Here is a 17,290-nt window from a genome sequence, read left to right as displayed (position 1 = left end):
CCTAGGAGCACCGGGCCGGGGCTGCGGAGAACCGAGGTGGCACCTTGTACGCGTACGTCGATGCGGCCCTGATCCGGGCCGTCTCCCATCCGTCCGGTCTGCGGCTGCCGCCATGGCCGCAGCCGGGCGGCGATCGAACGCCCGGTCAGGTCGAGAGTTGGCAGGACTGGCTGCACCAGGTCTGGGCACTCCCGACGGTTGCCGAAGCCATTGAGGTGGCCAGTCCAGGGCTCGCCGAACGGCTTCAACAGATTTGTGCAGGTCGGCCGTTGGACGAGAGGCAGGTGCGCCGGACCGTGCTGTCCACCGTCCGGTACCTGCTCAGGCTCACCAGCCGCGCCACTCCGTTCGGGCTGTTCGCCGGAGTGGCGCCGATCGGCTTCGGATCGCGCAGCACCATCCGCTGGAGCGACGGGCACCACGCCACACTGAGGCCGGATGCCGTCTGGCTGGACGAGATGATCAGGACCCTGGAGGACATCCCCGAACTCCTCTGGCAGCTACCGGTGATGGCGAACAACCTGTGCTTCGTGCGAGACGGGCGCCTGGTGCTGCCGGTCCAACCGAGTACCGACGGCAACAAGGACATCAGCCCGGCCGAGGTCGCCGTGCGCCACAGCCGTCCCGTCCGGGCGGTGATGGCAGCTGCCCGCAGCCCACGGACGGTGCGCCAACTCGGCGAGCACCTGGCCGCCGCCTTCCCTGAGGCGTCGGCAACCTCGATCACCGCGATGCTGACCGGGCTGGTCCGGCAGCGGTTCCTGATCACCGCCCTGCACGCGCCGGCCACCGCCACCGACCCACTCAACCACCTCCTGGAGCAGCTGGAGCGTGCGGGCGCCAAGGACCTTCCCCCGGCCCGCCTCCTTCTGGGCGGCCTCCGCGAGGTCAGCGAGACCTTGACGGCGCACAAGACCGCCGCCAGCGCCGGCCAGCGACACGCCGCCCGGCGACAGGCCGCCGACCGCATCCGGTCCCTGTGCAGCACCGCGGAGCATCCGTTGATGACGGACCTCCGGCTGGACTGCGCGATCACCCTGCCGGAAGAGGTCGCCCGCGAGGCCGTTGCCGCCGCCGGGGCCCTGGCCCGTCTGACCCCGTACCCGTTCGGCAGCCCGGTGTGGCGCTCGTACCACCAGCAGTTCGTTGAACGGTACGGGCCCGGCGCCCTGGTGCCGGTAACCGAGCTGGTTCACGCTGACACCGGACTCGGATTCCCCGCGACCTACCGCGACTCGCTGCTCAAGAAACCCGCCTCGGACGTGTCCCGGCGCGACCGCCGACTCCTGGCCCTGGCCCAGCGCGCCGCGGTCGAGGGTGCAGGCGAAATCCTGCTGGACGACCGTGCGGTGGCTGAACTCGCCGCCGAAGGTGCCGAGAACACCCGGCCCACGCCCCACGTCGAGCTGTCGTTCCATCTCCAAGCCGCCTCGCGAGCGGCTCTCGACAGCGGCGCGTTCCAGCTTGTCGTGGTCGGCGCGATGCGGGCCGCCGGGGCAACAGCCGGCCGCTTCCTCCACTTGCTCGACCCCGCCGACCGCGACCGGATGGCCACCGTGTACACCAGGCTGGCGACCATGGACGAAGGCGCGGAGCTGGCCCAGATATCCGGGCCGCCAATGTACGTGCGCACCGGCAACGTCCACCGCGCACCCGCCGTGCTCCCCACCGTGATCCCGCTCGCCGAGCACACCCCGGCCAACACCGGGACCACAGCGTTGGACGACATGGCAGTCAGCAGCAACGGGCTACGCCTGCGGCTCATCTCCCTCTCGACCGGCCGCCCGATCGAGCCCACCGTGCTGAACGCGGTGGACTTCCTCCACCACACTCAGCCCATCGCCCGGTTCTTGTGCGAACTCGTCCGCTCCCACACCGCCACCTTCCAGACGTTCTACTGGGGCGCGGGAGACGAACTGCCGTTCCTGCCGCGCATCCGCTTCGGCCGCACCGTGCTCTCCCCGGCCCGCTGGACCCTCACCCCCGCCGACCTGCCCGAGCACCGGGAGGCGTGGCCACGTTGGGCTGCCGCGGTGGACAACTGGCGGACGCGTCTGCGGGTGCCCCGGGTGGTACAGCTGGACGACAACGGACTCCAGCTCCGACTGGATCTTGACGAACCCGCCCACCTCGCAGTGCTGCGCGCCCACCTCGACCAGCGAGAAACAGCTGTGCTGACCGAGGCCGGCACCCCTGACGATGACGGCTGGCTGGACGGCCGGACCCACGAAATCGTCGTGCCGCTGAGTTCCACCGCCGCGCCCGCCCGGCCGCACCCCGTCCATCTCCCGGCAGCCGGGACCGTCCGTGGTCACCTGCCGGGCCACTCGACGTGGTTGTACGCCAAGGTGTACTGCCACCCGGGACGGCAAGCGCAGATCCTCACCGCCCACCTACCCAAGTTGCTGGACGGCTTCGAGCAGCAACCCCGCTGGTGGTTCCTCCGGTACGCCGACCCCGAACACCACCTCCGGCTGCGGCTGACGCTCGACAGCCCCGAGGACTTCGGCCCCGCCGCCGCTCGGGTCGGGGCTTGGGCCGAGCGGCTGCGCGGCCTGGGCGTGGTCAGCCGTCTCCAACTCGACACCTACCTTCCCGAGTCCGGCCGCTTCGGTACCGGCGAGGTGCTGGCAGCCGCCGAGGAGGTGTTCGTCGCCGACTCCGCCGCCGCCATCGCCCAGCTGGCCGCCCGGCACCAGGGCACCGGCCTCGGCGCGCTGACGGCCGCGAGCTTCCTCAACCTGGCGACCGCCTTCCTGGACGACACCCCGACCGGGATGAACTGGCTCGTCAACCACATCAGCACCGGCCACAAGGAGCCGCTTGACCGGGCAGTGCTCGCTGAGGCTGGGCGGCTGGCCGACCCGGACACCCGCGCCGCTGTGCTCGATCCCGAAGTACTCCGGCTGTGGGAGGAACGCCGCGCAGCGCTGGCGGCCTACCGCGACCAGCTCACGGCGACCGGTGATCTTGAGCCGACGGACGTGCTGCCGAGCCTGCTGCACCTGCACCACATCCGCATCCACGGCCTTGACCGCGACGCTGAACGCGCGACCAACCGCCTTGTCCGAGCAACCGCGCTCTCCTGGATCAGCCGGACCGGAAGGAGGCCGAGGTGAGCACGACGGACGCCGCTGCCGACCACCTCACAGAGCAACTGGTTCGGGCCGCTGCCGGAAACGATCTCGATCCGCAGTCGCTGATCCGTGGCGCCGCCGCCATCGCCCTCCTGGCGGTCGAACACGCCGCCGCCGGCCGTGGCACCTGGGTTTCCGCGCACCAGTGGCTGGCCACATCGATCCGCGGAGGCGCGGACACCGGGGAACACGCCACGGCCTTCTACGGCGCCCCGGCCCTCGCCTTCACCTTCCACGGTGCGGCCCGCCCCGGCAGCTACGACCGGGCGCTCAGCGCTCTGGACTCCGCCACCACTGAGCTGACTCGTGAACGGCTCAGGTCGGCTCACGCCCGCATCGGCCGCCGCGAGCGTCCGGCCCTCGCCGAGTTCGATCTGATCTACGGACTGACCGGCCTCGGCGCACACCACCTTCGCCGCGACCCGCACGGCCCCGTGCTCCGCGAAGTACTCGCCTACCTGGTACGGCTGACCGATCCGATCGACGCGCCCCCGTACGGTCTACCAGGCTGGTGGACCGACCGGGCGCCGTCCGGCGACACCTCGCCGCACTTCCCCGACGGCCACGCGAACACCGGGATGGCCCACGGGATCGCCGGGCCCCTCGCCCTGCTGGCCCTGACCATGAAGCGCGGGATCACAGTGACCGGTCACGCCGCAGCGATCGGCCGGATCTGTGACTGGCTGGACCAGTGGCAGCAGCACAGCGCCACGGGACCTTGGTGGCCGGAGTGGGTATCTCTGGACGAACACCGAACTGGCATCGTCCACCAGCAAGGCCCTCTGCGGCCGTCCTGGTGCTACGGAACCCCGGGGCTCGCCCGCGCGCAGCAACTCGCCGGACAGGCCACCGACGACGCTGCCCGCCGACGGCTCGGTGAAACTGCACTGCTCGGCTGCCTCACCGACCCGGCCCAGCTTGGGCGTATCACGGACCGTGGCCTGTGCCACGGCTGGGCCGGGCTGCTCCAGACTGGCTGGCGCATCGCCAACGACGCGCACAACGCCGCGATCACCGAGCAGTTGGCCAACCTCCTGCCACACCTGGTCAACGGCCCCCAGCTTCCCCACACCGGACTCCTGGACGGCTCAGCCGGCCTCGCCCTCGCCCTGCACACTGCCAGCGGCACTGCTCCGGCCACCGGGTGGGACAGCTGCCTCCTGCTCAACTGACCGACGGGGAAAGGAGACGGAAATGAACGACGACCACGACCTGTGGAAACAACTGGACATCCGGTTCACGGACCCGCACCGCGCCGAGCAGGCAGTCGCCAGCCACCTCGGGGACGCGCTACGCGTGACGGCCACGGGGCCGCTGTCCTCCTGGTTCTTCATCCGCAAGGGCGAGTGGCGGGTGCGGTACCGCCCTACGACCCCGACCGTCGCGACCAGCGCCAAGGCGCAGGTGACGAGGGCCCTGGTCGAGATGAGGGAGCACGGTGCCGTCCAAGGCTGGGTGGAGAAGATCTACGAGCCCGAAGTCCACGCCTTCGGCGGCCAGCAAGCCATGGACAGCGCGCACCGGCTCTTCCACCAGGACAGCCAGCACGTTCTGGACTACCTGCGCCTGCCCGGCCCCGAGCGCCGCCGAGAACTCTCGGTACTGCTGTGCTCGGCATTGATGCGCAGCGCGGGCCTCGACTGGTACGAGCAAGGCGACGTGTGGGCCCGCGTGGCGGAGAACCGGCCGGACACCGGAGGCGCGACCAACGAGCAGATCCACAAGTTCCGGGAGGCCGTTGGTCGATTCCTCGTTGCCGACCCCCGATCCGGGCTGAGCACAGTTTCCGGCGCTACCGAAGACCTCGTCATCATGTCCTGGCTGGACGCCTTCGAAGCGGCCGGCCGCGCACTGGCTCTGCTGTGGTCCGACGGCTGACTCACCCGAGGCCTGCGCGCGGTGATCACTCATCACGTGATATTCCACTGGAACCGCATCGGGCTGCCTTACCCCGCTCAGGGCGCCCTGGCCCTCGCAGCCAAGACCGTCGTTCTGGGATCCTGAGCCCCAGGAGCCGGCCGCCGCCCTGGGATTTCCTCCCGACGAGCTGAGCAGGACCACTACTTCTGCGACCCGGCCAGTCCATGGAAGCGCGGCAGCAACGAGAACACGAACGGCCTGCTGCGGCAGTACTTTCCGAAGGGCACCGACCTGTCCATCCACAGCCCCGAACACCTCGTGGCGGTCGCCGCCGAACTCAACGGCCGTCCACGCAAAACGCTCGGCTGGGAAACCCCAGCCGAGCGCCTGCACAATCTGCTCGCAGCTTGATCAACTAACCACGTGTTGCAACGACCCCTAGAAACCGCCACGAACACCCGGGGGCACCTGCTGAGTTGCTCGGACCTCTTCGGTTGTCCGGGTGGTGCGCGGAGCTCAGCACTCGTGCAGCGCCCACTTGTCGCTGTCGACCCGCACCGAGCCCGGCAGGGCGATCAGCTCGGGCTTGAACAGCGGCTGGGTGTCCATCGCGGGCTCCCAGGTCGCCAGCCGCTCGTCCTGGGGGACCTCGATCCGCCGGTCCGCGGCGAGGTCGGCGACCACCTTCAGCAGCAGCCGCACGCCGAGCGGAGCCAGGTGGTCGCGCCACAGGCTCTGCGCGGTCGAGCCGGGCGGTACGAACAGGTGCTCCTGGGCGGCGATCGGGCCGCCGTCGGTGCGCTCGGTGAGGTGGTAGACGCTCCCGCCCGTCACCTTGTCGCCGTCGCGGATGGTCCACCGGATCGCGTCCCGGCCGCGGTGCAGCGGCAGCAGGCTGGGGTGGTACCCGATGGTGGCGACGGCGGCCCTGGCCCGCGTCCGGCGGCCGAGGAAGGCGTGCGAGTGCGCGGCGAGGATGATGTCCACCCCGTCCGGGACGTGCATCGCGCGCAGTTCGGCCGAGTCCGTCCAGGGGATGTCCCGCGGGAACGCCCAGGCGCGCAGCCGGTCCCAGGACATCGGGTCGCCCTCGTCGGACTTCCCCTTGCGCAGCCGGGGCGCGGCCGCCCCGACGATCTTGTGCCCGTTGTCCAGCAGGGCTTCCGCGACCTGCACCGCGAACGCCCCTTGCCCTGACATGTAGATGTTCATCCGCACTCCCTCGGTCGCTGGTCGGGTGGTTGCCGGTCCCTCAGGCCTCCGTCGGCGCGTCCAGTCCGGGGCGGTCGGGCTCGAAGCGCACCGGCATGGTGGAGAACCCGGTCAGGAAGTTCGACCGGATCGGCAGCGCCTCGCCGGTCTGCTCGAACCCGACGGTGAAGTCCCGCAGGGCCTTGAGCAGTTCGGCGATCTCCACCTTGGCCAGGTACGAGCCGACGCAGAAGTGCGGGCCGTAGCCGAAGGCCAGGTGCTTGTTGGGGGTGCGGCCGAGGTCGAACACCCCGGGCCGGGCGAAGACCCGCTCGTCCCGGTTGCCGGAGGCGTGCCAGAGCGTGACGATCTCGCCCGGCCGCAGCCGTACGCCGTGCAGTTCGGTCTCCCGCTCGACGCTGCGCCCGAAGTGCATCGTGGGCGAGGCCCAGCGGAGCACCTCGTCCACCGCGGTCTCGACCGCGACCTCGCCCCGCTTGAGCCGCCGCCACTGCTCGGGCTGGGCGGCGAGGGTGCGCACGCAGTCGATCATCGTCAGCCGGCTGGTCTCGTCGCCGCCGATGATCAGGCTGTAGCAGTTCAGCACGACGTCCTCGTCGGACAGCGGCACCCCGTCGATGGCGCTGCCGATCAGCATGCTGATCACGTCCTCGCCGGGTGACTCGCGCCGCTCCTCGACGACGTCCATGAAGTACATCAGGATCTCGTTGCGGGCCATCTCGGAGTCGACCTCGTCGACGTCCTCGTCGTCCGCCGACAGCGCGGTCCTGGTCAGCGAGAGCAGGTAGTCCCGGTCCCGCTCGGGCACGCCGAGCAGGTTCGAGATCGTCGTCATCGGGATCCGGCTGGCGATCCGCTCCGCGAAGTCGCAGCCGCCGGACTCGACCGCCTCGCGGATCCACTGCCGGGTGTTGGTCCGGACGGTCTGCGCGACCTCGTCGAGCACCCGCGGGGAGAGCACCCGCTGGAGGATCTTGCGCAGTTCCAGGTGCCGGGGCCCGTCGGTGACGGCCAGCATCTTGCCGGCCGCGGCGTCGCCGCCCTCCAGGAGGGTGACGAGCACGTTGCCGCGCTGGGACGTGAAGTTCACGTTGTCCCGGTAGGTGGCCATGATGTCGTCGTAGCGGGAGAGCACCCAGAACCCGGGGCGGCCGCCGGCCGGCGGGTTCCAGTGCAGCGGCGCGGTGTCCCGCAGGGTGCGCCAGAACCCGTCGAGGTCGTGCTCCGCGAAGGTGGCCGGGTCGCCCAGGTCCACGGTGTCCAGGGAGGGGGTGGTCGTCGGCGCCTTCATGCTCACCAGTCCGTACGCCAGAACCGGCGGGGCTGGAACGGGTAGGTGGGCAGCGGCACGCGCCGGCCGCCGCCGTCCCGGTGCAGGACGTCGAAGTCCACCTGCTGGCCGGCCACCCAGGCGGCGGCCAGGTCGAAGAGCGCCGGTGCGTCCTGGCCGGACGGCACGATCCCGTTGTCGTTGCGGGAGAAGGCGCCCGGGTCCGTCCGCGGGGCGGCGGCGGTCGAGGTGGCCGGGCCGCGGGCGCCGTCGTCGGACAGCGCCGCGATCAGCTCCTCGCGGCTGCGGACCACGGCCGCCCACCGGCGGGCCATCACCTTGCGGCCGAGGTTGAGGGTGAAGCAGACGTCGTCCAGGCGCAGGCCCGGGTCGGCCTCCAGCCGCTCCCTGAGCCGGGCGCGCTGACGGGCCAGCGCGTCGTCGTCCATGGCGGACAGGGTGGCCAGCCACGGCCTGCCCGCCTCCTCGGGGGCGCGCTCGGCGGGCGTCGGCGCCTCCTCCAGCACCAGGTGGGCGTTGTAGCCGCCGCCGCCGATCGAGGTGACGCCCGCGCGGCGGATGCCGGCCTCCGGGTCCCAGGGTGCGCCCTCGATCTGCGGCACGAAGGGGGTGCTGGGGAAGTCGAGGTCCGGGTTGACCTCCGTCAGGTTGATCGTGGCCGGGAGGGTCCGGTGGTACAGCGCCAGCGCGGCCTTGACGGCACCGAAGCCGCCCGACACCACGCCGCCGTGGCCCACGTTGCCCTTGACCCCGCCGATCGAGGTGGTCGCGGTCTGCTTCCCGAACGCCATGGTCGCCGCGTGCACTTCGAGTTCGTCGGTCATCGGCAGGCCGAGCCCGTTCGCCTCGTACATGGACACGGTGTCCGGGGTGACGCCGCCCACCTCCATGGCGGCGGCGATGCAGGCGCTCAGCCGCTCGGGCTGGGCCAGGCCGTACGCCATCGCGCTGACGCCGTTGTTGTTGACGGCCGAGCCCCGGACCACGGCGTAGACGTGGTCGCGGTCGGCGACGGCCCGGCCGAGCGGCTTCAGCAGCACGGTGACGACGCCGCTGGAGAGCGCGGTGCCGGTGCCGTTGGCGTCGAACGGGCGGCAGTGGCCGTCCCGCGACAGGATGCGGTTCTCCTCCCAGAGGTGACCGCGGGGGTGCGGCAGGCGGACCAGCGCGCCGCCGGCGATCGCCAGGTCGCTCTGGCCGAGCAGCAGCGACTGGCAGGCCAGGTGCACCGCGTAGTGGAAGCCCGCGCAGACCGCGGCGACGGTGACGGCCTCGCCGGTGAGGCCCATGTAGTACAGCGCGTTGGAGGTCATGGTGTCCGGCGACCACGCCAGGCTGGCCTCGATCGCCTCGGGGCCGACCGACACCCGGTCCGGCGGGGAGCTGTACTGCGCGGCGGTCTGCGGGTTGTTGGCGCCGTACATGCCGACCTCGGCCTTGAGCCGGTCCGGGTCGTAGCCGCCGTCCTCCAGCGACTCCCACGCGCTCTCCAGGTACAGCCGGTTCTCCGGGGTCATCCTGGCGGCCATCCGGTCGCTGATGCCGAAGACCGACGGGTCGAACTTGTCGTACGTGTCGAGGACGCCGCAGGCCCGTACGTAGAACGGGCTGTGGATCAGGGTCTCGTCGACGTGGATGTCGTCCTTGGTCAGGAAGGACACGGACTCCCGGCCGTGGACGAGGTTGTCCCAGAACTCCTCCTTGGTGCGGGCGCCTGGCGCCCGCAGGGACATGCCGATGACGGCCACGTCACCCGGGTCGTACTCCTGCTCGGGGCTGTCGGTCATGGGAAGGCTCCTGTTCCGTCGGCTTCGTTGGCTTCGGGTGGGGCAGGGGGTGCTCAGCGTCCGCCGGCAGCGCCGCCGCCGCGGCCGCGCAGCGCGGCCCGGCGGGCACCGGCGCGCTGGCGGGCGGACTCGACCACCTCGGGGGTGGCGCCGCTCTCGTCGTCCAGCCAGCGGGCGAGGGAGGCGATGTCGCGGAAGCTGAAGAGGTCGGGCACGCGGACGCGGCGGTCGAAGCGCCGGGTCATCAGCCGGGCGAGGCGGACCAGCAGCAGCGAGTCGCCGCCGAGGTCGTAGAAGGCGGACTGCACGTCGATGGCCGACGGTTCGAGGTCGAGCAGCTGGCCCCAGATCTCCGACAGGGCCACCTCGGTCGGCGTACTGGCGGCCGTCAGCGGACCGCCGGAGGCGGCCGGCGGCTCGGGCAGCGCGTCGCGGTCGAGCTTGCCGCCCGGGCCCAGCGGGAGGGCGGGGAGGACGACGAGGGTCGCGGGCACCATGTAGTCGGGCAGTTCGACGGCGAGCCGGCCGGTGACGGCGCTCTGCAGCGCGGCGTCCAGCCGGGGGCCGTCCTGGGCGGCGCCACCCGGGGCCGTGCCGTCCTGCGTCGCGCCGTCGCCCGCGGGCACGACGTAGCCGACGAGCCGGTTGCCCCGCACGACGGCGGCCGCCTCCCGGACCTCGGGACAGGCGGTCAGCCGGGCCTCGACCTCCTCCAGCTCGATCCGGTAGCCGCGCAGCTTGACCTGGTGGTCGGAGCGGCCGAGGAAGCGCAGTTCGCCGTCCTCCGTGAACTCGACGAGGTCCCCGGTGCGGTACATCCGCTCGCCCTCGCGGAACGGGTCCGGCAGGAAGCGCTCGGCGGTGGTGCGCGGCCGGTTGACGTAGCCGTGCGCGACGCCGACGCCGCCGAGGTAGAGCTCGCCGGGCCGGCCTGGCGCCACCGGCCGCAGGTTCCCGTCGAGCACGTGGACCACGGCGTCGGCGGTCGGCGGGCCGATGGTCGGCTCGTCGGTGCCGTCCTCGGGCACCAGCCCGAAGGAGCAGAAGACGGTTCCCTCGGTGGGGCCGTAGGCGTTGAACACCCGTACGGCGCCGGTCTCCCGGTAGGCCCGGTCCACCAGCTTGCGGCGCAGCGCCTCGCCGCCGAACACGATCGAGCGCACGTTCGGCGGCAGGGCGCCGGCGTCCAGCAGGCCGTTCATGACCGACGGGACGACGGTCAGATGGGTGATCCGGTCCGCGTACCGGCTCTCCGGCAGGTGCACGGCGCTCTCGACGAGCACCACGGCGCCGCCGCGGCAGAGCGCGTTGAAGACCTCCATCACGGACATGTCGAAGCAGATCGAGCTCGCCGCCGAGACGCCGCTCAGGTCGCAGCCCTCGAGGACCCGGTCCATCGCGGCGAGCATCGCCACGGCGCCGGCGTGCCGGACGGCCACGCCCTTGGGCCGGCCGGTGGAGCCCGAGGTGTAGATGACGTACGCGGTGTCCTCGGGCACGACCGCCACCGGCTTCGCGCCGGGCTCGGTCGTCACGGTGTCCCCGAGCACGACGACGGTCGCGCCGGGCGGGCAAGCGGCCCGGGACGCGGGCGTGGTGAGCAGCAGGCGGGTGCCGCTGTCCTGGACCATGAAGGCCAGCCGGTCGGTGGGGTAGTTCGGGTCCAGCGGCAGGTAGCAGGAGCCGGTGCGCAGGACGGCGAGGACGGCGACGAGCAGGTCGGGGGTGCGCTCGACGCAGATGCCGACCGGGACGCCAGGGCCCGCGCCGTCGGCGGCCAGCCGCTCGGCCAACTCACGGGAGCGCTCGTTCAGTTCGCCGTAGCTCAGGACGCCGGCGTCGGAGTGGACCGCCGTCGCGTCGGGGTTCTTGACGGCCTGGGCGATGAACTCGGAGTGCAGGGTTTCGGTCAACGGTCCGTCTCCTTGGGGAGGCCGGCCGGCGCGACGGCGCCGAGGGCCTGGTCGGGTCGGGCGATCGAGTCGAAGAGCACGGTGCGGTACAGCGACAGCAGCGCCGTCACGGTCCGCCGCTCCAGGTAGGCGGGCTTGAACTGGACGTGGCCGGCCACCCGGCCGTCGATGTCGGCCATCGAGATCTCCAGGTCGAACTTGGCGAGGTGCCGGCGGACCTGGAGGGGTTCGAGCGGCAGCGCGCCGTCCGGGGTGAGCGTGTCGCCGACGCCGTGGAAGAGCTTCACGGAGCGCGGGAAGGCGTCCGAGGAGAGCCAGTTCACCACCACGTCGAACCACGGGGAGCGGCCCTCCGCGCGCGGCGGCTTCAGCTGGGCGGCCAGCAGGTCGAGGGGGTAGTTCATGTGCTCCAGCAGGCCCAGCGAGAAGGCGTGGACCTCGCGCAGCAGCTCGCGGAAGCTGCGGTCGGCGGTCGGGTTCGCCCGCACCAGCACGGTGTTGAGGTAGTAGCCGATGGCGGACTCCCAGCCGGGTTCGGCCCGTTGGGCGATGGCCGTGGCGAGCACCGAGTCCTCGGTGCCGACCGCGCGGTTGAGCGTGGCGAAGAACCCGGCCAGCACGACGGTGCTCACCGACACGCCCTCGCGCACCGCGAACTCCCGCAGCAGGCGCGTCTCCTCGGCGCTCCAGCGGAGCGCGACGTCCCGGCCCTCGTAGGTGACGCCCGGCGGCCGCTCCTTGTCGGAGAGGTCGAGGTGGGCGGGCGGGTCGGCGAGCTTGCGCGACCACCAGTCCAGCGCTGCCTCGGCGGCCGGCCCGGCCAGCCACTGCCGCTCCCACGCGACGAACTCGGTGTACGGGGCGACCGGCGCGCTGCGGGCCGGGTCGGCGCCCTCGTAGTACTCCTGGATCTCGCGGATCATGACGTCGGCCGACGCCGCGTCCGAGGCGATGTGGTGGACGAGCACCAGCAGGTAGTGGTCGGCGGGGCCGCGCCGCATCAGGACGATCCGCACCAGCGGCCCGTTGTCCAGGTCCAGCGGCTCGTGCCCGTACCCGGCCAGTTCCTCGCGGGCCTGTTCGTCGTCCAGGTCGGCGGTGTCCACGACGAGGAACTCGTACACCGGCTCGTCCAGGATGACCTGGTACGGGCTGCCGCCCGCCTCCACGAAGACGGTGCGCAGCGCGGGATGCCGGTCCAGCACGGCCAGGACGGCGCGCTCCAGGGCTTCCTCGTCGACCGCGGCCCGGATCCGGGCGGTCACCATGAAGTTGTACGGCACGGCGTCCGGCGCGACCATCTGCATGAACCACAGCGAGGCCTGGCCGTGCGAGGCCGGCGCCACCTCGAGGCCGAGGCCGTCGGCGAGCAGCTGCTCCAGCGCCGGGGCGTCGGTGGCCTCCAGCAGCCCGCGCGCGTCCAGTTCCTCCAGCAGTTCCTCGGCGTCCAGTTCGGAGAGGTCCGCCAGGAAGCTCCGGTCCGGCCGGGCCGCGGGAGCGGTGACGGGAGCCGTGACGGGAGCGGGGACGACGGGGACGGCGGGGACGGCGGGGATGGCAGGGGAGCCGGCGGGTGCCGGAGCGGGTGCGGCCGGTCCGGCGGTGAGCCCGACGAAGTGGGCGACGACCTCGGTGATGGAGCGCCCGTCCAGGAACACCACAGGCGACACCCGGTGCCCGAGTACCGCCTGCAGCCTGTTGACGAGGCGGATCGCCAGCATCGAGTCCAGGCCGAAGTCGCGCAGGCCCGCCGCGGTGTCGAACCTGCTCACCGGTACGCCCAGCGCGTCGGCGAGTTCGGCGAGGACGACCTCCGCCACCGGCCGGTCCGCCGCCGCCGGGCTCTCGACCACCGGCCGCGCCTCGACGGGAGCCGTGACGGCCACGCCCGCCGCCGCGGTCCCGACGGCCGCAGCCGGGGCGGGCACGGCCTCTCGGCGGGGCTCGGTGTCGATCCAGTAGCGCTCCTTCTGCCACTGGACGAGCGGGGTCTCCACCACCTCGACGTCGTCACCGAACAGCGAGTCGAAGCTCAGCGGCAGCCCCCTGACGTACAGCGAGGCGACGGCGCCCAGCAGGCAGCGGACGTCGCTCTCCCCGCGCCGCAGCGAGTTGATCGCGTGCACCCCGGTGCCGCGGGACAGCCCGATCTCCTCGACCGCGCCGCGCAGCGTCTCGTGCGGGCCGATCTCGACGAAGGTGGTGACGCCCCGGTCCACCAGCGCGCCGATCGTCTCGGCGAACCGGACCTGGTTGCGCAGGTTGTGCACCCAGTAGTCGACGTCGGTGACCGGGTTCACCGTGTCGGCCAGGGCGGTGGAATGGAAGGGGATGCCCGGTGTCAGCGGGGTGATGCCGTCGATGCCCGCGCGCAGCGGTTCGAGCAGCGGGTCCATGCCGGGGCTGTGCACCGGCCGCTCGACCCGGATCCGCCGGACGGAGACCCCGTCCCGCAGGAGGTCCGCCTCCAGGGCGTCGACGGCCTCGGGCGAGCCGGAGACCGCGGCGCTGGTGGGGCTGTTGACCACGGCGACGGCCGCGTGCTCGGCGTACGGGGCGAGCCGGGGCCGCAGCTCCTCCTCCGGCAGGTCGACCGAGATCATGGCGCCCTCGGCGGCCTTGCGCTCCAGCAGGTGCGAGCGGGCCACCACGACCCGGGCGGCGTCCTCCAGGGACAGCGCGCCGGACACGCAGGCGGCCGCGACCTCGCCCAGGCTGTGGCCGACGACGGCCGCCGGCTCGACGCCCAGGTCGAGCCAGACCTGCGCCAGCGAGACCTGCAGGGCGAACAGCACGGGCTGCTGGAAGTCCATCTCCTCGTACCTGGCCTCCTCGGCCGGGGCGGCGAGCAGGTCGAGCACCGAGAACCCGCCGGCCGCGCGGACGGCGGCGTCGCAGGCGGCCATCCGGGCCCGGAAGCCGGCGTGGGAGCGCAGCAACTCGCGGCCCATGCCGACCCACTGGGTGCCGCCGCCGGAGAACACCAGCGCCACCCGCCGGTCGGCGTTGCCGGAGACCGTACCCGTGACGACGTCGGGGTGCGGCCGGCCGGCGGCGACCCGGGCGAGTCCGTCCAGGACGTCCTGCCGGTCGCGGGCGAACAGCGCGATCCGGTGGCCGTGGTGGCTGCGCCGGGCGGAGAGGGTGTAGGCGAGGTCGGACACCCGGAGGGCCGGGTCGCGTTCGACGTGGTTGGACAGCTCGCGGCAGGTGTCGGCCAGCGCGCCGGCGGTCCGGGCGGTGACGGGCACCAGGTGCAGCTGCCCGTCGGCGGCGGCGTCGCCCGGGCTCGGCGCGAGGTGGCGACCCCGGTCGCCGGCCAGGAACGGGTGGGCCGCGACGGGGAGTCCGGCGGTGTACAGGGCGCCGAGCGAGCCGAGCAGGGTGGCGGCCTCGTCGGCGCCGCGCCGCAGGGAGGGCAGGGTGGCCGCCGCCGGGAGGATCTCCGAGACCGACTTGAGCAGGAGGGGGTGCGGGCTGAGCTCGACCACCGCGTCGACGTCGTGGTCGCGCAGGGCCGTCAGGGCGTCGACCATCCGGATCTCCCGGCGCAGGTTGTCCGCCCAGTAGTCCGGCCCGAGCTCCGCGCCGTCGACGAGTTCGCCGGTGACGGTGGAGATCATCGGGATGCGGGTGGACCGGGGCCGGATGCCGTCGAGTTCGGCCTTCAGCGGGGCGAGGACGTGGTCGACCAGCGCGGAGTGCGGGGCGTGGCCCATCCGCACCCGGTGGTTGGTGACGCCGGCCTCGGTCAGCCGCAGGACGAGGTCGTCGATCTCCTGCGGGGTGCCGGTGACGAGGGTGGAGCCGAGGCCGTTGCGGCCGGAGAGGGTGAGCCCGCCGGTCAGGTGCGGCAGCACCTCCTCCGCGGGGGTCATCACCACGATGCCCTCGCCGCGGCCCACGGCCAGCAGTTGGAGGAGCCGGCCGTGGTGGGCGGCCAGCCGGGAGGCGTCCTCGAAGTCGAGGGCGCCGGCGATGTGGGAGGCGGCGAACTCGCCGACGCTCTGCCCCACCACGACGTCCGGCTCCACCCCCAGCGAGCGCCAGGTCTCGGCGAGCGCGACCTGGAGGGAGAACAGCAGCGGCTGGAAGACGTCCATGTCGTCCAGGCGGCCGTCGGGGTCGAGCAGCTGCTCGACCAGCGAGAAGCCCAGCAGCTCCCGCATCCGGCGGTCGGACCTCATCATGGAGCGGCGGAACACGGGCTGGCCGGCGAGCAGTTGACGGCCCATGCCGATCCACTGCGAGCCGTTGCCGGAGAACAGGAACGCCACCCGCGGCCTGCGGCCGGCCTTCCCGACCTCCCCGACGCTCAGTCCGGGAGCGTCCGCGCCGTTGCCGAAGGCGTCCAGGCTGCCGCGGAGCTCGGCCATGTCACGGGCGGTGGCGGCGAGCCGGAACGGGCCGTCGCCGGGGGTGCGGCGGCAGAGCGCGCGCAGGTCGTCCGCGTCGCGCACCGCCCGGGCCCGCTCGGCCAGCTCCTCGGGGGAGTCCGCGGCCAGCAGGAGCAGCGAGGCCTCGGGGCGCGGCAGTTCCTCGACGGCGAGGTGGCAGATCGAGCCGCCGAACCCGAACGAGCTGACGCCGCCGCGGCGGGCGTCGGAGCGCCGCGGCCACGGTTCCAGCCGGTCCTGGACGGTGAGGTTGTACTCGTCGAACAGGATCTGCGGGTTCGGCGCGCTGAAGTGCAGGCTCGGCGGCAGCACGCCGTTGCGCATCGACATCGCGAGCTTGACCAGGCCGACGATGCCGGCGGCCGCCTCCAGGTGACCGACGTTGGACTTGACGGAGCCGAGCCGCAGCGGCTCCGCGCGGTCGCCGCCGAGGACGGCGCCGATGGCGTTGGCCTCGATCGGGTCGCCGAGCGGTGTCGCCGAGCCGTGGCACTCGATGTAGTCGACGAGGTGGGGTGCGATGCCGGCCCGCTGGTAGGCGGTGCGGAGCATCTTCTCCTGGGCCTGGGGGTTCGGCGCCGTCATGCCGTTGCTGGGGCCGTCGTTGTTGGAGGAACTGCCCTTGATCAGGCAGTACACCGGCAGGTCGCGTTCGAGCGCCACGCTCAGCGGGGCGAGCACGACGACGCCGGCGCCCTCACCGCGGACGTAGCCGTCGGCGCGGGCGTCGAAGGACTTGCAGCGGCCGTCCGGGGCGAGCGCCCCCATCTGGTCCATGGCGGTGTAGTAGTCGGAGACGAAGCTCAGGTTCACGCCGCCGGCCAGCACCAGGTCGCTCTCGCCCAGCCAGATCGACTGGCAGCCCACGTGCACCGAGACGAGCGACCCGGCGCAGGCCGAGTCGATGGCCATGCTGGGGCCCTGCAGGCCGAGGACGTAGGAGACGCGGTTGGCGATGATGCCGTCGTGCATGCCGGTCGCGGTGTGCGGGGTGATCTGGCTGTCGGGGCCGCGGTAGTGGGCCAGGGCGGCGTAGTCGCCCCAACAGGAGGCCATGAACACGCCGGTGTCGCTGCCGACGAGGCTGTGCGGCGCGATGCCGGCGTCCTCCAGGGCCTCCCAGGACAGCTCCAGGACCAGGCGCTGCTGAGGGTCCATCTGGACGGCCTCGCGGGGCGAGATGCCGAAGAACAGCGGGTCGAAGCGGTCGATGTCGTCGATGAACCCGCCCCAGCGCACCCGGTCGTTCAGCAGCTCGCGGCGCGCGGCCGGTACCGGTCCGACGGCGTCGCCGCCCTCGGTCAGCAGCCGCCAGAACGAGGACGGGTCCGGCCCGCCGGGGAACCGGCAGCCGATGCCCACGACCGCGACCGGCTCGTGCGTGGGAGAGCGGCGTTCGGTGCTCCGGGCGGGCTCCGCGGCCCGCGGACCGTCGACCAGGGCGCGGGCCAGCCCGTCGACGGTCGGGTACTGCCACATCCAGGTGGCCGGGACCTGCCAGCCGAGGAACTCGGACAGGGCGGCCGCGAGGTTCACCGACTTCAGGGAGTCCAGTCCGTACCGGTGCATCGGCGCCCACCGGTCCACGGAGTTCGCGGAGACGTCCAGTAGCTCGGCGAAGCGGGATAGCAGGAAATCCGTGACGGCGGATATGTCTCGCGCTGCGCGCTCTTGGGGCATGGCGACTCCCTCG

At 72.5% G+C, this 17,290-nt stretch carries 8 protein-coding genes and 1 pseudogene; 4 read left to right on the top strand and 5 right to left on the bottom strand.

Annotated elements, in window-relative coordinates; genetic code table 11:
• The first annotated feature begins 44 nt into the window (after positions 1-44).
• The 4 genes and pseudogenes from ACWDBE_RS22750 to ACWDBE_RS22735 all read left to right on the top strand — a co-directional run.
• Entirely contained in the window at positions 45-3,119 is a 3,075-nt protein-coding gene (locus ACWDBE_RS22750; RefSeq protein WP_449808885.1) for a lantibiotic dehydratase, read from the top strand.
• Positions 3,116-4,309: a lanthionine synthetase C family protein gene (locus ACWDBE_RS22745; protein WP_449790581.1), complete on the top strand. Its 1,194-nt coding sequence runs from the start codon at positions 3,116-3,118 to the stop codon at positions 4,307-4,309. Before ACWDBE_RS22750 ends, ACWDBE_RS22745 begins: the two co-directional genes overlap by 4 nt.
• A 22-nt stretch (positions 4,310-4,331) precedes the next feature.
• Positions 4,332-5,015, top strand: coding sequence for a thiopeptide-type bacteriocin biosynthesis protein (locus ACWDBE_RS22740; RefSeq protein ID WP_449808884.1), 684 nt, complete (start codon positions 4,332-4,334; stop codon positions 5,013-5,015).
• Positions 5,016-5,198: 183 nt separating this feature from the next.
• A pseudogene (locus tag ACWDBE_RS22735) lies at positions 5,199-5,408 on the top strand (IS30 family transposase); the annotation flags it as partial.
• A gap of 105 nt (positions 5,409-5,513) precedes the next feature.
• Here the strand turns inward: ACWDBE_RS22735 and ACWDBE_RS22730 are convergent.
• From ACWDBE_RS22730 to ACWDBE_RS22710, 5 genes are read right to left on the bottom strand one after another with little or no spacing between them, the layout of a single operon-like run.
• A complete protein-coding gene (locus tag ACWDBE_RS22730) occupies positions 5,514-6,209 on the bottom strand; it encodes a formyltransferase family protein (RefSeq protein WP_449790579.1) in 696 nt (231 codons plus the stop codon).
• Between the two features lie 40 nt (positions 6,210-6,249).
• A complete protein-coding gene (locus ACWDBE_RS22725) occupies positions 6,250-7,500 on the bottom strand; it encodes a cytochrome P450 (RefSeq protein WP_449808883.1) in 1,251 nt (416 codons plus the stop codon).
• Positions 7,501-7,502: 2 nt separating this feature from the next.
• The gene (locus ACWDBE_RS22720) at positions 7,503-9,287 is read right to left on the bottom strand and encodes a beta-ketoacyl synthase N-terminal-like domain-containing protein (protein ID WP_449790577.1); all 1,785 of its coding nucleotides are present in this window, start codon (positions 9,285-9,287) and stop codon (positions 7,503-7,505) included.
• Between the two features lie 53 nt (positions 9,288-9,340).
• Positions 9,341-11,200, bottom strand: a complete 1,860-nt coding sequence (locus ACWDBE_RS22715; protein ID WP_449790576.1) for a non-ribosomal peptide synthetase — start codon at positions 11,198-11,200, stop codon at positions 9,341-9,343.
• Entirely contained in the window at positions 11,197-17,277 is a 6,081-nt protein-coding gene (locus ACWDBE_RS22710; protein ID WP_449808882.1) for an acyltransferase domain-containing protein, read from the bottom strand. Before ACWDBE_RS22710 ends, ACWDBE_RS22715 begins: the two co-directional genes overlap by 4 nt.
• Positions 17,278-17,290 lie beyond the last annotated feature (13 nt).

It is taken from the genome of Kitasatospora sp. NPDC001132 (assembly GCF_053598415.1).
The sequence above is the reverse complement of the archived record's forward strand: the minus strand, read 5'-3'. Positions and strand labels throughout refer to the sequence as shown.